The organism is Cellvibrio sp. BR (genome assembly GCF_000263355.1).
In the GTDB taxonomy this organism is placed as follows: domain Bacteria; phylum Pseudomonadota; class Gammaproteobacteria; order Pseudomonadales; family Cellvibrionaceae; genus Cellvibrio.
Map to the genome: position 1 here is coordinate 871,452 of NZ_JH668201.1, position 17,532 is coordinate 888,983.

Genomic DNA, 17,532 nt, shown 5'->3' on the forward strand with positions numbered 1-17,532 from the left:
ATGCCTCACAGGTGGAATCAATTTATGCACTATCAATCACTAAAAAAATTAACAACTGCGCTTGGCATTGCAACACTAATCGCCAGCACGCTGTTGTCACAAATATGCCAAGCACAGACAGGAACTGCAGGTCACGAAGGTTGGTATCAAGTGGAGCTCATTGTATTTGCCCGCAAAAATGATACTAGTCAAGAACACTGGCCAAGCAATATTAAATTACGTTATCCAACAGACTGGGCAGAGTTAAAAGAAATTAATAGTGTAGAAGATGTCACTGTCGATTTAACCAAAGAGGCTTTTTATCACCTGCCTGCAACTGAGCGTCAACTTAATGCCGAGGCACAAAAATTGGAGCGTAACCCACGCTTCCAGGTGTTATTCCATAGTGCCTGGCGCCAAATCGTTACCCATGAAAAAGCCGCTAAATCAGTATTAATTCAAGGTGGACAAACGTTTGGGCAACACCAGGAACTGGAAGGTAGCATCCGTCTGAGCGTAGCAACCTATTTAAAGCTACAGACCAATCTGTGGTACTCACAATTTGATCTGAATGTAGGTCAGGAACAAACACGGCAATGGCCAGAGCTACCCAAACAACCTAACTATTTAGCTACACCTATCGCAGGCCTCTCCCTGGATTCCTCGTTGGAGCTTGAGCAAGCGCTAGCCGCTGAAAATCAGCAGTGGAATAACGAGGTACCCGCTACAGCAAACAGCAGCGAAACGGCGGCTGCAGAAAATAATTATCTGACACGGCAAATTATTCTGCTGCAACAAAGCCGAGACATGCGCAGCAGCGAAGTTCATTACATAGACCATCCCGTAGTCGGGATTATTATCCAAGTTACCCCATACCAGACACAAAGTTCAGAACCTGCCCTTTAAAAAGCCGGACGGTAGAAACAAAAACACCAGCCGAAGCTGGTGTTTTTGTAGCTCATAGCCCATCTATACTAATGATCTAGCTCAATAGCAGAACAACATCTTCCGCCTGTAATCCTTTATCACCTTGTTGGAGCTGAAACTCAACACTTTGGCCTTCCGCCAAGGAGCGATAACCTTCAGCGCGGATATTGCGATAGTGGACAAAAATATCCTCGCCACCTTCACCCCGAGTAATAAAGCCATACCCACGTACGTTGTTAAACCATTTAACCGTACCCATCTCACGTTCTGACATATGAAACACCTCTAAAGCCTTGATGCTTATTGTTATTTGCTCGGTTTGCTTCATCCAATGATCGCCGGCAGTAGCCAGCGGCTATCCAAAAACAACCCGGCTTTGGCACTAATAATTAGAACCAAAAACCCGGCGTTAACAGATATTAACAAAACTTGGAAATAAGGAGGGAATTTTTTATGGTTGTTTGCGCGAACGATTAAGGATGTAAGCTTCGTAATCAGGAACTATGTGGGATGACTCGCCATTAAATAGAGGAGATGTCACCATAAAATCAGCAGAACTCTGATTACACGCCACCGGGATGTTCCATACAGCAGCGATCCGTAGCAAGGCTTTCACATCCGGATCATGGGGCATAGGCTCAAAGGGATCCCAAAAAAAGATCAACATATCCACTTTGCCCTCAGTAATCAGAGCACCAATTTGTTGATCGCCCCCCAAGGGGCCAGAAATTAATTTAGTAATTTCCAAGCCGGTCTCGCCTGCAATCAAACTACCTGTAGTGCCCGTCGCATAAAGCCTATGCGCCAGTAAAGTAGTGTGATGGGTTTTACACCACACCAGAAGATCTTGTTTTTTGTTGTCATGCGCAACCAAGGCTATCGATTTTTTCGCCGGTAACACAATGCTTTTGTATTCCATAATCCTGAGACCTAAATAAGACTTAAAAAAAATGACCTTGTCCGATTATAGACAAGGTCATTTTGAATGACATTAGCGATAAACATTAATATATCGCTAGCACTGGCAATTTTTTAGTTACTTAACTCCAGCAACAATTTATTCAAGCGCTGCACGTAAGCGGCTGGATCTTGTAAGTGGGCACCTTCAGCAAGATTTGCCTGGTCGAACAAGATATGCGCCAAATCACCAAAGCGCTCTTCATTCGCTTCTGCTTCCAGCTTTTTAACCAAAGGATGCTCAGGATTCAATTCAAAAATTGGTTTGGAATCTGGCACTTTCTGCCCTGCTGACTCAAGCAAGCGTCGCATCTGTGCGCCCATATCGAACTGACCAACCACCACACAGGCAGGAGAATCAGTTAGCCGATGTGTAATGCGAACTTCCGAGACCTGCGCATCCAATACTGTTTGAACACGCTCCAGCAAGGGTTTTAATTGCTCAGCAACTTTTTCTTGCGCTTGCTTTTCTTCTTCTGTGTCCAGCTTACCTAAATCAAGCTCGCCTTTACCAACATCCTGGAAATTTTTACCTTCAAATTCTTGCAGATGGCTCATTAACCATTCGTCAACACGATCAGACAACAACAGTACCTCGATACCTTTTTTGCGGAATACTTCAAGGTGAGGACTATTTTTTGCAGTATTAAAATTATCCGCCGCGATGTAATAAATCTTCTCCTGGCCATCTTTCATGCGCGACACGTAATCATCCAAGGACTGATCCTGATCTGCACTGCCCGTATGGGTAGATGCAAAGCGCAACAGTTTGGCGATTTTCTCACGGTTGGCGAAATCTTCTGCCGGGCCCTCTTTCATAACCTGGCCAAATTCTTTCCAGAAAGTGGTGTAGTTTTCAGGCTCGCTTTTTGCCATTTTACTCAGCATATCCAATACACGTTTAGTCAGTGCGGAACGCATGGAATCGATATTGGGATCTTTTTGTAAAATTTCGCGTGATACGTTCAGGCTCAAATCGTTGGAGTCCACCACACCCTTAATAAAACGCAGATAAAGCGGTAGGAATTGTTCTGCATCGTCCATAATAAAAGTGCGCTGCACATATAACTTTACTCCACGAGATGCATCGCGGTTGTACAAATCAAACGGTGCGCGCGCCGGGATATACAAGAGGCTGGTGTAATCAAGGTTTCCCTCTACACGATTATGGCTCCAACTTAATGGATCAGTAAAATCGTGGCTCACATGCTTATAAAACTCTTTGTACTCATCATCGGTCACATCAGAGCGTGAGCGCGTCCAGAGCGCTGTCGCCGTGTTGATCACTTCATCTTCCGGTTCAGCCTTGTCAGCATCTTCGCCAGCAGGGTTTTGTTTTTGCATTACAACCGGAATAGCGATGTGATCAGAGTATTTTTTGATAATTGAACGCAAACGCCAATGATCAGCAAATTCCAAAGCATCATCTTTTAAATGCAACTCCACGGTCATGCCGCGACCTGGTTTTTCAACCGACTCAACTGTAAATTCAGCATCACCAGAACACTCCCAGCGCACAGCTTCATTTGCACCGGCACCGGCACGACGGGTTGTTACCACAACCTTATCCGCAACAATAAAAGCAGAGTAAAAACCCACACCAAACTGACCAATTAATTGTGCGTCTTTTTTCTGGTCGCCCGACAATTTTTGCATAAATTGTGCAGTACCAGATTTCGCGATAGTACCGAGGTTCTCAATTACCTCATCGCGCGACATACCTATACCGTTATCGCTGATAGTGAGAGTTTTTGCATCTTTATCGAAACTGATGCGAATTTTTAATTCCGTATCACCTTCATATAAGTCGCCATTTGACACAGCCTCAAAACGCAATTTATCCGCCGCATCGGATGCGTTAGAAACTAATTCACGGAGGAAAATTTCCTTATTGGAATACAGTGAATGGATCATTAAATGCAGTAACTGCTTGGCTTCGGTTTGGAAACCACGAGTTTCTTTGCGGGCATCAACTGTCATGTTTAACTCCTGAATTAAATGCACAAATAAGTAAACAAATAACGGCCATCAAGATTGATAGCAATGCACAGTAGATGGGGCAAACAGGGGGAAATTCAAGGGGGCGTAAATAAAACGAAATTGCGGGCAATAAAAAAGCCGCTTTAAAAGCGGCTTTTAAAATTGGTAGGACTAAGCAGACTCGAACTGCTGACCCCCACCATGTCAAGGTGGTGCTCTAACCAACTGAGCTATAGTCCTAAGGAGGGGCGCACTTTACCAAGGTGAATTCGCAAGGACAAGACCCAAAAACACTTTTTTCTGCCCTGGCCTCACAAACCCTTAGTAATTGCCTAAACCGCGTGCAAGATCGGCTTTTAAATCACCAATATCTTCTAGACCCACTGCAACCCGAATCAGGTTTTCGGTAATTCCGGCATCAGCTTTTTGCTCAGGTGACAAACGCCCATGCGTTGTTGTTGCCGGATGGACGATGGTGGTTTTGGTATCACCCAAGTTAGCAGTGAGCGACATAATACGTGTCGAATCAATAACCTTCCATGCTTCCTCGCGCCCGCCTTTCACCCGGAACGACAAAACACCACCAAACGCAGATTGTTGTTTAGTCGCTAATTCATAGCCGGTGTGGCTCGGCAAGCCAGCATAAAACACTTTCTCAACCTGAGGATGACCGTTCAACCATTGCGCCAACTCCAGCGCATTGCGTGAGTGAGCCTCCATACGCAATCGCAAGGTTTCCAAGCCTTTGAGGAAAACCCAGGCATTAAAAGGGCTCATGCTTGGGCCGGCACTACGAATGAAACCCAACACCTCATCAACATATTGTTTAGCACCGGCAACTACGCCCCCCAAACAGCGCCCCTGCCCATCGATGTATTTTGTTGCTGAGTGAATAATCAGATCAGCTCCAAATTTCAAGGGTTGCTGCAAAGCTGGGGTACAGAAGCAATTGTCGACCACAAACAAAGCATCGTGAGCATGAGTCAAATCGGCTAAACGCTGGATATCAATTACGTCGCACAATGGATTTGAGGGCGTTTCAACAAACACCAATTTGGTATTGGCAGTAAACCCGGACTCCCACTCAGCGTAATTAGTTGGGTTGACAAAAGTCGTTGTCACACCAAATTTTTGTAAATATTTAGTGAACAAAACAGTAGTGGTGCCAAATACACTGCGCGAGCACAAAATATGATCGCCAGACTTTAGTAATGCAATGCAAGTAGAAAGAATAGCGGCCATGCCTGAAGATGTACCTACGGCAGTCTCTGCGCCTTCGAGGGCCGCGATACGCTCTTCAAACATCCGTACCGTTGGATTGGTGTAACGCGAATAGACGTTACCCGGCTGCGCTCCGGAAAAACGCTCAGCCGCCTCTTGCGCACTACCAAAGACATAACTTGAAGTTAAGTAGAGCGCTTCACTGTGCTCCCCTTCGTGAGAGCGTGTTTGCCCGGCGCGAACAGCCAAGGTGTCCAGTGCCGCACCAAAGAGCGGATCTTCCGCCAGATGATTATCAAAATTATCCATTGTGATTACCCGCTTGTTTTATTAGCCGCGCGCTGCACCGTTGTGCAAACCAATTGGCAACTCCATTTGTTTGATTTTTTTGCCAGACTTCGCACTGTCATTACGCGCTGCTGCCACCTTTTCCAAATATTCGGGAGTCACATCACCAGCACAATACTCACCGGTAAATACCGAGCAATCGAATTCCGTAACATTACTGTTACCTTCCGTTGATGCCGCCACCAAGTCATCCAAGTTTTGGTATATCAACCAATCTGCACCAATCTCGCGGCAAACCTCTTCATCGCTATGACCATGTGCAATTAACTCGGCCGTTGTAGGCATATCGATGCCATAAACGTTGGGATATTTAACAGCGGGTGCAGCCGAAGCAAAATAAACTTTTTTCGCTCCCACATCGCGCGCCATTTGGATAATTTGCTGACAGGTGGTTCCGCGAACAATCGAATCATCAACCAGCAATACATTTTTACCTTTAAATTCCAACTCAATGGGATTGAGTTTTTGACGCACCGATTTTTTACGCTGCTGCTGGCCGGGCATAATAAATGTACGACCGATATAACGGTTTTTTACCAAACCTTCGCGAAATTTCACACCCAGCTTTTGCGCTAGCGCCTGACCGGCAACACGACTGGTATCGGGAATAGGAATCACCACATCAATGTCGTGATCAGGGCGCTCGCGCAAGATTTTTTCTGCCAGCTTTTCACCCTGACGCAAACGGGCTTTATAGACGGAAATACCATCCATAATCGAATCAGGGCGTGCAAAATATACATGCTCAAAAATACAGGGAGTTAAGCGGGTTTCTTTAGCGCATTGACGACGATGTAATTCACCCTCCTCAGTAATATAAATTGCCTCGCCGGGAGCGACATCACCAATCAATTCAAAACCCAATACATCCAACGCCACGCTTTCTGAGGCCACCATATATTCGATACCGCCCTCTTCTGCTACGCGCTTACCGTAAACGAGAGGACGAATACCATGCGGATCGCGGAATGCAATCAATCCATAATTCGCAATCAGCGCGACTACCGCATAACCACCGGTAACTCGATTGTGAACGCCCGCAACCGCAGCGAACATATCATCTGCCGTTGGGCTCAACTTTCCTTGTACTTGCATTTCATGGGCAAACACATTGAGCAACACTTCTGAATCAGAATCTGTATTTACATGTCTAAGATCGGTTTTAAAAATATCCTCACTGAGTTTATCGGCATTGGTCAGGTTGCCATTGTGTGCAAGTGCAATACCATAGGGAGAATTTACATAAAAAGGTTGTGCCAATGCAGGGCCAGAACTGCCCGCGGTTGGATAACGAACATGACCGATACCCATATTGCCCAACAAACGCTGCATATGACGTGTTCTAAACACATCCTGCACCAAACCGTTAGCTTTTTGTTGGCTCATCCGGCCATCCTGACAAGTGACCATGCCAGCGGCATCCTGTCCACGGTGCTGCAAGATCGTCAACGCATCGTAAAGCTGCACATTCACATCGCGTTTACCTACAATACCTACAATGCCGCACATAAGATTGCCTCAATAACAATTAAACAAGATTAAACTTTTTCAGGTGCGTCAACACTGCCAAACAGCGTTAACAACCATTCACTGATCTGGTTATAAGCCGAAACCACCCACTCCTCACAAGCCAGGAAATGGGGAATCAGCGTTGACTCATGCCACCAACCATCCTGATCGACCGGTAAAAAACCAGGCAGAAGAATCAACAGCGCCATAACAACAATAAATGCTCTGGCAGCACCAAATACCATTCCCAATAAACGGTCTGTGCCAGATAACCCCGTGGCACGCACGAGAGCACCAATCAAATAACTCACTATCGCACCCAGTAATAAAGTAGCGACAAACAGCACCGCATAAGCGGTCATCAAACGTATGGAAGGTGTTTCTATCTGATTAGCCAAAAGATGTTCGAACTGGCCACCAAACACTTTGGCAACCAAGACAGCAGCAACCCAAATAAATAATGACAGGGCTTCACGCACAAACCCACGGATCATGCCAATCAAACAAGAGAGCGAAAATATAGCGATAATGGCCCAATCAGCCCAATTCATAGGCTCGCCCGCTCCCATATCAGCAATGAGTGGTTTACAGAGGCGCGCATTCTACCAGAGGTCTATAGTTGATTGCTTTAGGGTTTGAAAGGTAAAACGAGAGAATTAACTTTTAGGCGGGAATCTAATTGGGTTTTGAGCGCGGTGGCTTCTGCTTTGTTTTGTTTTGGCCCAATAAATACCCGGTAAATCGTAGTGTTAGCTAAAGGAACTGCTCTTACATATGCCCGGTGACCGTCGGCTTGCAATTGATCGCGCAGTTTATTTGCACCCTCTTGCACACTGAGGCTTGCCACCTGGATAACCCAGCCTTCCGGCAAAACCTGATCGACCGGTGGCGTAATCGAGGATACGGAGCTCGACTGAGACGTCAGTGATACGGCTGAAGATGCACTGACAACCACAGGGGATGCGGCATTTTCTTTTTCATCAGGCAAAGATGACACGGGAGGATCTTCGGGCACAAACATCGTTTCCGGTGCAGGGGCAGGCTCTATACCCTCCGGCTGTTCAGGCTCATTGAAATCAACAGCGGTAATGCTAGGGCGACCGGGTATATGTGAACTGGTATCTACTTGATATTGCTGGCGGTCCTTAAAAAAGCTAGGCAAGAATAATACCGCGACTGCCGCCAACACTGCCGCCCCAATCAAACGGTGTTTTACTGATTCTCTCACCTAAAACCCCTGTATCAAAAGTTAACCTAGCAAATTACAGCGCGTTATCGATGGCTTTCAAGCCTGCAGCAACCGTATAGAAAGAACCAAAAACCAAAATAATATCGCCCGGGTTTGACGCCAAATGCGCCGCCACCAAACAGTTTTCTACACTGCCACTGAATTGTGCTGAGCACCCCATACTTTCGAGCGTCTCCTGCAATTGGGCAACTGAAGCCGCTCGGGGAATTGATGAAAGATCAGCGACATACCAATGAGTAACAACATTTTTCAAATTTGCCAAACTCTCGGTGCGATCCTTGTCTGACATCATCGCAACCACAGCATGAATTGGCCGAGACACTAGCTGCGATTGCTGTAAGCGGGATAACAAATAAGCAGTCGCTGCAGGATTGTGCGCCACATCGAGAACTATCTCACGATCACGCCACTGCAAACGCTGAAAACGCCCCGGAACCCGCAATCGCGACAAACATTCAAAAGCATCAATGAGAGTCAAATCCAAACCCAAGAGAATAGCAACTTGCAGTGCAGCGGCTAAACTCGGCAGTGGTAATTGCGGTAAAGGCTGATCTGCGAAACGACAATCTCCGCACCACCATGACCAACTATTGTCGTTCTGGGTGAGATAACCAAAATCACGCTCAATGAGATGTAATTTTGCGCCTACTTCTTTAGCATGAGTTGCAATCGACGCTGGCGGTGATAAATCGGCGCACACGACGGGCCTGTCAGAACGCATAATGCCAGCTTTTTCAAACCCAATCACTTCACGGTTATCGCCCAGCCAGTCGGTATGATCCAGTGCAATACTGGTAATTACGGCGATATCAGCATCGATAATATTAATGGCGTCCAAGCGCCCGCCCAACCCCACCTCTAATACCATGGCAGAAACACCACGGCGACGGAAAATCTCCAGCGCAGCAAGAGTGCCATATTCAAAATAAGTCAAACTAAGTGGTTGAGTTGCAAATTCATCTGCTTGCTGACATGCATTAAATATCGCATTAAAAGCAGCACAAATCTCAGCATCAGAAGCTGGATCGCCATCAACAACAATTCGTTCGTTGTAGCGGATCAGGTGGGGGGAGGTATAAACGCCAACCGAGAAACCAGCTGCGCCAAGCAGTGCAGCGGTTGCCGTAACACAAGAGCCTTTGCCGTTAGTTCCCGCAACCGTGACCACTTTGGCAGCGGGAGCTAACAATGACATGCGCTTTGCTACCGCAGAAATACGCTCAAGGCCAAGCTCTATCTCCCGCGGATGATTTTGCTCCAACCAGGAGAGCCAAGCAGGTAGCGACGCTGACTGCATAAATTAACTGTTCGCTTAAACTGCAGCTTTACGGGTGAATTTCGCTAGAAGCGACGCCAATTTATCGCGCATATCACGGCGATGAATAATCATATCGATTGCACCATGCTCCAACAAAAACTCAGCGCGCTGGAAGCCTTTAGGTAATTTTTGACGAATGGTTTGTTCGATAATACTGGGGCCAGCAAAACCTGCACGGGAACCTGGCTCACAAATATTCAAATCGCCTAGCAAAGCTAAACTAGCGGATACACCACCATACACGGGGTCAGTCATGACTGAAATATAAGGAGTCCCCTGCATTTTCAAGCGCTCAATTACTGCGCTGGTTTTTGCCATTTGCATCAAAGAAATAAGTGCTTCCTGCATACGTGCACCGCCAGTTGCAGAAAAACAAATAAAAGGAATATTTTCTTTCAGCGCAATTGTTGCCGCACGGGTAAAACGCTCACCCACGACATACCCCATAGAGCCACCATGGAACGCAAACTCAAACGCTACCGCAACAACAGGCATCCCTTTTAGTTCACCACGCATTGCAACCAGCGCGTCTTTCTCGCCCGTTTCTTTTTGCGCAGCGGTCAAACGGTCTTTATATTTTTTAACATCTTTAAACTTCAAGCGATCAATTGGCTCAACCTCGGTCGCCAATTCCTGGCGATTTTGCGCATCCAAAAACATATTTAGGCGTGCGCGTGCGCCAACCCGCATGTGATGATCGCATTTAGGGCAAACATCCAGTGTTTTTTCCATTTCTGGTTTATATAAAACTGCATCGCACTTAACGCACTTCTCCCAAAGCCCCTCAGGCACTTTGGTGCTACGTTTGGTATCTGTGCGGGAAATACTAGGGATAATTTTATCTAACCAACTCATGGTTGTTTCTCTGTACTCATGTAGATGAAATTAATCGGACGACTTCAGATATAAACTCGCCCGACTCTTTATGAATAAAATCAGTAACTCAAAGACTGTCTATAGCAACACGTATACTACCGACTATATCACCAACAGCACCGGCAATTTCCTGCGCATCTCTACCTGCCATACTGCCCATTTTATCAACCAAAACACTGCCCACAACGACCCCATCAGCCAAGGCAGCAACGGCTTTTGCTGTTTCTGGATCTTTAATACCAAAACCAACGCACACAGGGAGATCTGTCAGTTTGCCAAACTCGGCAAGCTTATTCTTGACTGAATCAACATCCAGATGACCAGCGCCAGTCACACCTTTTAGTGACACGTAGTAGAGAAAACCAGTGGCATGTGCAGCAATTTTTTGCGCACGCGCCACGGTCGTAGTAGGTGCAAGCAAGAAAATATTATCAAGATTATTGGCATCCAAATGAACCTTGAGCTGGACCACTTCTTCCGGCGGTAAATCAACCGTCAAAAGACCATCAACCCCTGCGTCTGCAGCAGCCTTGGCGAACTCAGCATAACCGAAGCGTTCCACTGGGTTAGCGTAGCCCATCAACACAATTGGGGTTGTTGTGTTAGTAGTACGAAACTGCTTAACAAGCTCGATAGTTCCCTTGAGGCTAATATGGTGCTCAAGGGCACGCTCATGACCTTTTTGGATAACAGGCCCTTCCGCCATTGGGTCAGAGAAAGGGACACCTAGCTCAATCACATCAACACCCTGTGCGACCAAGGCATGCATAGTTGGCAATGTAGCCTCAGGATGAGGGTCACCATTAACAATATAAGCAACTAGAATTTTTTTGCCCGCACTCTTGGCTTGCAATAAACGCTGGGAAATACGACTCATCGACAATTCCTGATTTTTCCTGCCGTCACAGCAGTGAATTAAAATATTTTTTGCACCAGTTGAATTAAACAGTTATTCCATCCAAACCAGCGACGGTCAAAATATCCTTATCGCCGCGACCAGAAAGGTTCGCGATAATAATCTGGTCTTTGCTCATAGTTGGAGCCAACTTCTCAACATAAGCCAAGGCATGGCTTGATTCCAAAGCAGGCATAATACCTTCGGTTTTTGTGATTTTGCGAAACGCAGCAAGCGCTTCGTCATCATTGATCGCCACATAATTTACGCGACCAATATCTTTTAACCACGAATGCTCTGGACCAACACCAGGGTAATCCAAACCAGCGGAAACCGAGTGGGTTTCAATGATTTGGCCGTTTTCATCTTCCATCAAATAAGTGCGGTTACCATGCAACACACCCGGAACACCTTTGTTCAAAGGTGCTGCATGTTTACCGGTTTCGATGCCTAGACCACCAGCTTCCACACCATACATTTTGACTGATTCATCAGTCAGGAATGGATGAAACAAACCGATTGCATTGGAACCACCACCCACACAGGCAACCAACGCATCAGGTAGTTTGCCAGCCTGCGCCAATGATTGGCGGCGCGCTTCACGGCCGATAATTGATTGGAAATCACGCACCAATTGAGGATAAGGATGTGGGCCAGCAACGGTACCGATAATGTAGAAGGTATCATCCACATTGGTAGCCCAATCGCGCATAGCTTCATTCATCGCATCTTTGAGAGTGCGTGAACCTGAAGTGACCGGAAATACTTCCGCACCCAATAGCTTCATGCGATACACATTGAGCGCTTGCCGTTTTACATCCTCGGCCCCCATGTAGACACGGCATTTCAAACCCAGGCGAGCAGCCACAGTTGCGGTTGCAACGCCATGTTGCCCTGCACCGGTTTCAGCAATAACACGCGACTTGCCAGTGAATTTTGCCAGTAATGCCTGACCAATCGTATTGTTCACCTTATGAGCACCGGTGTGATTCAAATCCTCTCGCTTGAGATAAATTTGTGCACCACCCAGCTCACGAGTCCAGCGTTCAGCCAAATAGAGTGGCGATGGGCGCCCAACATAATGGGCCATATCCTTGTCGAACTCAGCCTGAAAACCTGGGTCATCTTTCAGGCGAGAGTAAATAGACTCAAGCTCATCAAGAGCATAGATCAGCGTTTCGGATACAAAGCGGCCGCCGTATGGACCAAAATGGCCTTCTGCGTTCGGAAATGCACTGTAATCAATAACAGAATTCTGGTCAGTGTTACTCACCGTTTAATCACCTGTAAGAAGTGGATGCTGTATCAGGCTGAAGCCATACAGCGTCGCGCGTTATTAATAAAAGCTGTTAGTTTGTTGTGATCTTTTTTCCCGGGTGCAGACTCTACGCCACCGCTAACGTCAACACCGTAAACACGCGTTGCCGCTATCGCCTCTCTCACATTGGTAGGAGTAAGACCGCCAGCCAAGACCAGCGGTGTTGATAACCCTTGCGGAACACGCGCCCAATCAAAGGTATCACCTGTTCCACCCGGCACACCGGGACGGTATGCATCAAGGAGGATTCCAGACGCACCTGGATAAGCAGCAATTGCGGAACTTACTTCCAACCCCGGACGCATACGTATAGCCTTCATATAAGGGCGCTTGAAGGATTCACAATAAGCCTCCGCTTCATCACCATGAAACTGCAATAACTGCAGAGGGACTTGATTCAATACGCTGTGTACAAACTCTGGATCAGCATTAACGAATAAGCCGGTAACCGACATAAATGGCCCTGCAGCCAACGAAATTTTTCGTGCCACATCCAGACTAACTGCCCGGGGACTCGCGGCATAAAAAACTAATCCAAGCGCATCGGCGCCAGCATGGGCGACTGCGATAGCGTCATCAACCGAAGTAATACCGCAAATCTTCACACGCATAGAAGACAAAACCGGCCGCTCCAATGTTCAAACCAAAACAGAGCCCGCCAAGAAGTTCCAGAGGGCAAAAATAAGGCGGCGATAATAACAGAATTTACTCATTATGGCCGCAAAAACACGGGAGTAGACTCAGCCCTTATTAGCAAAACCACCAATAGGTTCAGGGAAATACAAAGGCCCGGGTGGAGCACTGGGTAATTCAAAACCTGCAGAGTATTCAACACCAACGAGATATAAACCAAATGGCTTGGCAGTCACACCGCCTGCACTCCTATCACGCGCAGCAAGCACCTCACCAACCCACTCCACCGGCTTATCACCCGCACCAACCGCCATCAGCACACCAACTATATTACGTACCATATGATGCAAAAAGGCATTAGCTTGCACCTCCAGCACAATCAATTCACCGCGCCGCACGATATGCATATATTCGATGCGGCGGACAGGGCTTTTAGCCTGACATTGCGTAGCGCGAAATGAAGTGAAATCGTGCTGCCCAACCAAGTAACTGGCTGCCGCGCGCATCGAATCGACACACAATGGACGCGACGACCAAGTCACCTGATCATGCAATAATCCTGATGGCACTTTCGCATCAGTTAATAAGTAACGATAGGTACGATTCTGTGCCGAAAATCGCGCATGAAATTGGGGAACAACTTCTTTTGCCCAGCGCACACTGACTGAATCTGGCAAATATGGGCGTGTACCTCGCAGCCAAGCCTTTTCAGGCCGAACAGCCAAAGTGTCAAAATGAATAACTTGATTGGTTGCATGAACACCTGCATCTGTTCTCCCAGCACAAACCAAAGATATAGACTCGTTCGCCACTCGGGAAAGAGCAACCTCTAACGCTTGTTGTACAGTCTTAACACCATTTGGCTGAACTTGAAAACCATGATAGTCAGTCCCCTTATACTCAATACCCAAAGCAATTCGATGCATACCCTCTGGCCATAGGGTATCCATTACAATTTCACCACTGCGTGTATAAGGCTTGGAGCTCGGCACATAGTTATCGTTCATACAATACCAATCAAAAAAATCTGAAATAAAAAAGCCTTGCAGGTTAGTGCAAGGCTTTTTAAAAAACAGCGAAGGTTACACTATACGACCAAGCAACTCGTTAGCCTCATCGCGCTGCTCTTCATTGCCTTCATTCATAACCTCAGCAAGTATATCCTTCGCCCCTTCAGTATCCCCCATATCGATGTAAGCACGCGCCAAATCAAGCTTGGTTGCTGCCTCATCGGCATCAGCAAGGAAATCCAACTCCGAATCCATATCCTCATCAGACAAATTGGCCAAGGTAGATTCATCACTGGAATAACTGTCTATATTCAACTCATCGGATTCAGCACCAAAATCAGACAAGGCCTCATCAAACAAATCCTCGTCCTGCTCCAAATCCAGCGGTTGCTCAAATGCAGGGACGGATGCAACCTGCCCGGTCAAATCCTGTAAACCATCACTACCATCGAGTGCCGATGGAAGTTCGTCATGCAGCTCAAGATCGACAACCTCCTCATCAGTGGCAGGCAACCCCGCATCTATAGACTGCTCATCTAGTGCGGCAAACTCTTCATTGAGGGACTCAAAATCAAGTGATTCATCTGCATCTGACAAGTCAAATGCAGTGTCATCAACTTCTGCCAACAAAGATGCGTTTTCACCATCTCCCAGCAGGTCCGCATCGAGTTCAACTTCTTCAACTTTATCAAGATCATCAGTCAACACCAACTTGGTGGAGTCGAGATCCTCTGCCAAAAACTCCAATTCGCTTTCAGTGTGCAAGGGGTAAATATCATCATCAAGATCGAGACCTGGCTCGGCCTCGTCTTTAGCTATTTCAGCAGCAACAAATTCAGCAATGACCGGCTCTTCATCCAGAGCTGATTCTCCATCAAAGTCCACATCAAGACTTTCCATTTCATGATCAAGCGCCGCCAAATCAACATCATCAACATCCATATCCAGATTGAAATCATCCGCAACAACCTCCAGCGATTCAGCGCCGGCCACCGGGCGGGGGGAAACGTCCACCAAACCAAGATCGTCATCAAAATCAAAACTGAATTCCTCGTCTAGATCCTGTGCACCTGACGACACATCAGTAACAATCGAGCTGTTATCTAATTCATCCAACTCTAAAGAAAGGTCATCAGTATTCCCAACCGTAGCAGCTACCTCTGGCTCATCTATATCCGACAAATCAAAATCGAATTCTGATACACCGTCCGCAACATCAGGACTCGCAAGCTGAGAGGGCGCCAGCGAAGCAATGGTGGACTCATCGTCATCCAGGTCCAAATCAAAATCGAAATTGAATTCATCTTCGCTCCCTACCGGAGCAGATACCGCTGGCTCGTCACTGGTAGATGACAAGTTTGCATCCGCTGCACCCAGATCATCTAAAGAGAAATCACCATCAAACTCATCACTGCTGGAAACGTCCGCCACTGCGGAAAACTCTCCAGCACCAGCAATTGTTTCGCGCAACTCAGATGCACGCGATATGAGTGCAGCTCCCGCAACCGGCAAAAGAAGCGCATAGTGTTTATCAAAGGCTGGGGCATTTTGTTGCTGTGCATAAACCTCCAGCAATTTCATGCGAATATCGGCTGACTGTGGATCTTTATTCAGAGCATTGACCAGCATTTCCTCCGCCTGATCCAGCTTCCCATAGGCAATATAAATATCAGCCTCACCAACTACATCACCCGTTTCCGCAACTGCAGTTGTTTCAACATTCTCTTCAAACAGAGAGGAATCGATATCGTCAACAGCTTCCTCTTCATGACGGGATGAGTAGTCTTCTTGATCAGAGACAGACTCATCCAACGCAAATACATCCTCTTCCTCAGCCTGCTGTTGCTCGGCCTGCTGGCGACGACGATAAGCGTAAGCCGCTGCACCGGCACCAAAGAGCCCAAGAACGGCCAGCGCGAGCCATAAAGGATTATCTTTGAGCGAATCAAAAATACTTGGCTCCGCTATAGGCTGTTGAACAACTGGTTTAGGCTTGGGTGGTGTAGGTTGGGGCGGCTGAGCAGCAGCCACACTGGACGCTGCTGCGGAGACAGCTGGAACAACTTCTGTTGCAGCAGCGGATGCTTGAGAAACCTGAGAAGCTGACTGCTCTGCTGCTGGTTCTTGTCCGGCAGCAACTTGAAGAGCTCGTAACTTCTCGTTGCTCACGGCAACCAGACGCTCCATGGTTTCTATTTGAGCTTCGAGATCTTTAACACGAGACCCAAGCTCAGTATTTTCGGATTTGGTTTTGTCCAGCTCTTCCAGCGTGGTAGCCAATTCACTCTCAAGCGCCCTGCCTGAGCCATCGTTAGCACCACTGCCCTGCCCAGCGTTATTGGCACCTGAGGTCGGCGCCGCTAATTTGACTCGACCACTCACCTCTGCAGATTCGGTGCGATTGCTAGTAGAGCGACGAGAAGCATTGAGCTGGGCACCGTAGTTTGAATCGCCAGTGGCCTGCGCAAACTGACTGACAGCTTCCGACTTGGCAACCGAGGTCATATCACTGGCATCAGGAACACGTAAAACCTGCCCACGACGCAACTTGTTGATGTCACCGTTTATAAACGCGTCAGGGTTAGCGCGATATAGGGCCATCATGCTTTGATGTACTGACACACTGGAATCAGGGCGAGCACGCAATGCGATCTCCCATAAAGTATCGTTGGCACGAACTTCATATTCATCGCTATTAAGTGGGGACTTGGTAGCACTGGATGGCTGACGAGATGATGGTGCACCCGAGGACACTGTAGCACTGCGTGAGGTAACGGGTGCCGTAGTTTGCGCACGCGGTGATGGGGCCGTAGCCGCTGGTGCAGCCACCGAAGAGACCTTGGCATCCTCCTCAAATGTCGGCAAATCCATCAATAATGTGTATTCACGCAACAGGCGCCCAGCAGTCCAACGCGCCTCTATAAGAAAGTTCAAGTAAGGTTCGCGTACCGGGTTGCGCGACCTGATAATTACTTTGGGGCCATCCGCAGACTCCAAATCAACCTGAAATTGCAGTTCGGTATAAAAGTAAAGGCGATCTACGCCATTTCGTTCAAAATCTGCCGGAGAAGCAAGCGTAACGAGAATTTGTTCAGCGGTTAAATCGCGGGTATCAAGCAACTTTACTTCAGCTTCGAGCGGCTGATTAAGCGATGATTTGAGTTTAACCTCACCCAACCCCAAAGCACTGGCATAGGGCGACAGCACAAAGGATGTAAGACCACAGGCTAAAACCAACTGACGAAGACGCATAGCGCTATCCTTTTATTATTCCACGGCTTAATTGAACTAGAGCAGCCAGACATTTTAGTT

Annotated in this window: 15 protein-coding genes and 1 tRNA gene; 1 reads left to right on the plus strand and 15 read right to left on the minus strand. The window is 47.3% G+C overall.

The window, feature by feature from the left end; all coding sequences use genetic code 11:
• The first annotated feature begins 24 nt into the window (after positions 1-24).
• Positions 25-885 (plus strand): CsiV family protein, encoded by an 861-nt coding sequence (locus tag O59_RS08970; RefSeq protein ID WP_007641801.1) that lies wholly within the window; start codon positions 25-27, stop codon positions 883-885.
• A 76-nt stretch (positions 886-961) separates the two neighbouring features.
• Here the strand turns inward: O59_RS08970 and O59_RS08975 are convergent, their stop codons facing one another.
• The 15 genes from O59_RS08975 to O59_RS09045 form a co-directional block, all read right to left on the minus strand.
• Positions 962-1,180, minus strand: a complete 219-nt coding sequence (locus tag O59_RS08975; protein WP_040392075.1) for a cold-shock protein — start codon at positions 1,178-1,180, stop codon at positions 962-964.
• A 177-nt stretch (positions 1,181-1,357) separates the two neighbouring features.
• The gene (locus tag O59_RS08980) at positions 1,358-1,825 is read right to left on the minus strand and encodes a methylglyoxal synthase (RefSeq protein ID WP_007641807.1); all 468 of its coding nucleotides are present in this window, start codon (positions 1,823-1,825) and stop codon (positions 1,358-1,360) included.
• A gap of 113 nt (positions 1,826-1,938) precedes the next feature.
• Positions 1,939-3,843, minus strand: coding sequence for a molecular chaperone HtpG (gene htpG, locus O59_RS08985; protein WP_040391794.1), 1,905 nt, complete (start codon positions 3,841-3,843; stop codon positions 1,939-1,941).
• A 163-nt stretch (positions 3,844-4,006) separates the two neighbouring features.
• Positions 4,007-4,083: transfer RNA gene (locus tag O59_RS08990), tRNA-Val, on the minus strand.
• 81 nt (positions 4,084-4,164) lie between these two features.
• The gene (locus O59_RS08995; RefSeq protein WP_007641810.1) at positions 4,165-5,373 is read right to left on the minus strand and encodes an O-succinylhomoserine sulfhydrylase; all 1,209 of its coding nucleotides are present in this window, start codon (positions 5,371-5,373) and stop codon (positions 4,165-4,167) included.
• Positions 5,374-5,394: 21 nt separating this feature from the next.
• Complete coding sequence (purF, locus tag O59_RS09000; protein ID WP_007641811.1) at positions 5,395-6,921, minus strand: amidophosphoribosyltransferase; 1,527 nt, start codon at positions 6,919-6,921, stop codon at positions 5,395-5,397.
• Between the two features lie 29 nt (positions 6,922-6,950).
• Positions 6,951-7,472, minus strand: coding sequence for a CvpA family protein (locus O59_RS09005; RefSeq protein WP_040391795.1), 522 nt, complete (start codon positions 7,470-7,472; stop codon positions 6,951-6,953).
• A 77-nt stretch (positions 7,473-7,549) separates the two neighbouring features.
• Positions 7,550-8,149, minus strand: coding sequence for an SPOR domain-containing protein (locus O59_RS09010; protein ID WP_007641813.1), 600 nt, complete (start codon positions 8,147-8,149; stop codon positions 7,550-7,552).
• A gap of 34 nt (positions 8,150-8,183) precedes the next feature.
• Entirely contained in the window at positions 8,184-9,467 is a 1,284-nt protein-coding gene (folC, locus tag O59_RS09015) for a bifunctional tetrahydrofolate synthase/dihydrofolate synthase (RefSeq protein WP_007641814.1), read from the minus strand.
• Positions 9,468-9,482: 15 nt separating this feature from the next.
• Positions 9,483-10,343 carry an acetyl-CoA carboxylase, carboxyltransferase subunit beta gene (gene accD, locus O59_RS09020; protein ID WP_007641815.1) on the minus strand — a complete coding sequence of 287 codons (861 nt, stop codon included), beginning with the start codon at positions 10,341-10,343 and terminating at the stop codon, positions 9,483-9,485.
• Between the two features lie 88 nt (positions 10,344-10,431).
• Entirely contained in the window at positions 10,432-11,241 is an 810-nt protein-coding gene (gene trpA, locus O59_RS09025; RefSeq protein ID WP_007641816.1) for a tryptophan synthase subunit alpha, read from the minus strand.
• 64 nt (positions 11,242-11,305) lie between these two features.
• Positions 11,306-12,532 (minus strand): tryptophan synthase subunit beta, encoded by a 1,227-nt coding sequence (gene trpB, locus O59_RS09030; RefSeq protein WP_007641817.1) that lies wholly within the window; start codon positions 12,530-12,532, stop codon positions 11,306-11,308.
• Positions 12,533-12,564: 32 nt separating this feature from the next.
• Positions 12,565-13,188 carry a phosphoribosylanthranilate isomerase gene (locus tag O59_RS09035; protein WP_007641818.1) on the minus strand — a complete coding sequence of 208 codons (624 nt, stop codon included), beginning with the start codon at positions 13,186-13,188 and terminating at the stop codon, positions 12,565-12,567.
• 129 nt (positions 13,189-13,317) lie between these two features.
• The gene (gene truA / locus O59_RS09040) at positions 13,318-14,217 is read right to left on the minus strand and encodes a tRNA pseudouridine(38-40) synthase TruA (protein WP_081489675.1); all 900 of its coding nucleotides are present in this window, start codon (positions 14,215-14,217) and stop codon (positions 13,318-13,320) included.
• A 75-nt stretch (positions 14,218-14,292) separates the two neighbouring features.
• The gene (locus tag O59_RS09045; protein ID WP_040391797.1) at positions 14,293-17,472 is read right to left on the minus strand and encodes a FimV/HubP family polar landmark protein; all 3,180 of its coding nucleotides are present in this window, start codon (positions 17,470-17,472) and stop codon (positions 14,293-14,295) included.
• Positions 17,473-17,532: the final 60 nt, after the last annotated feature.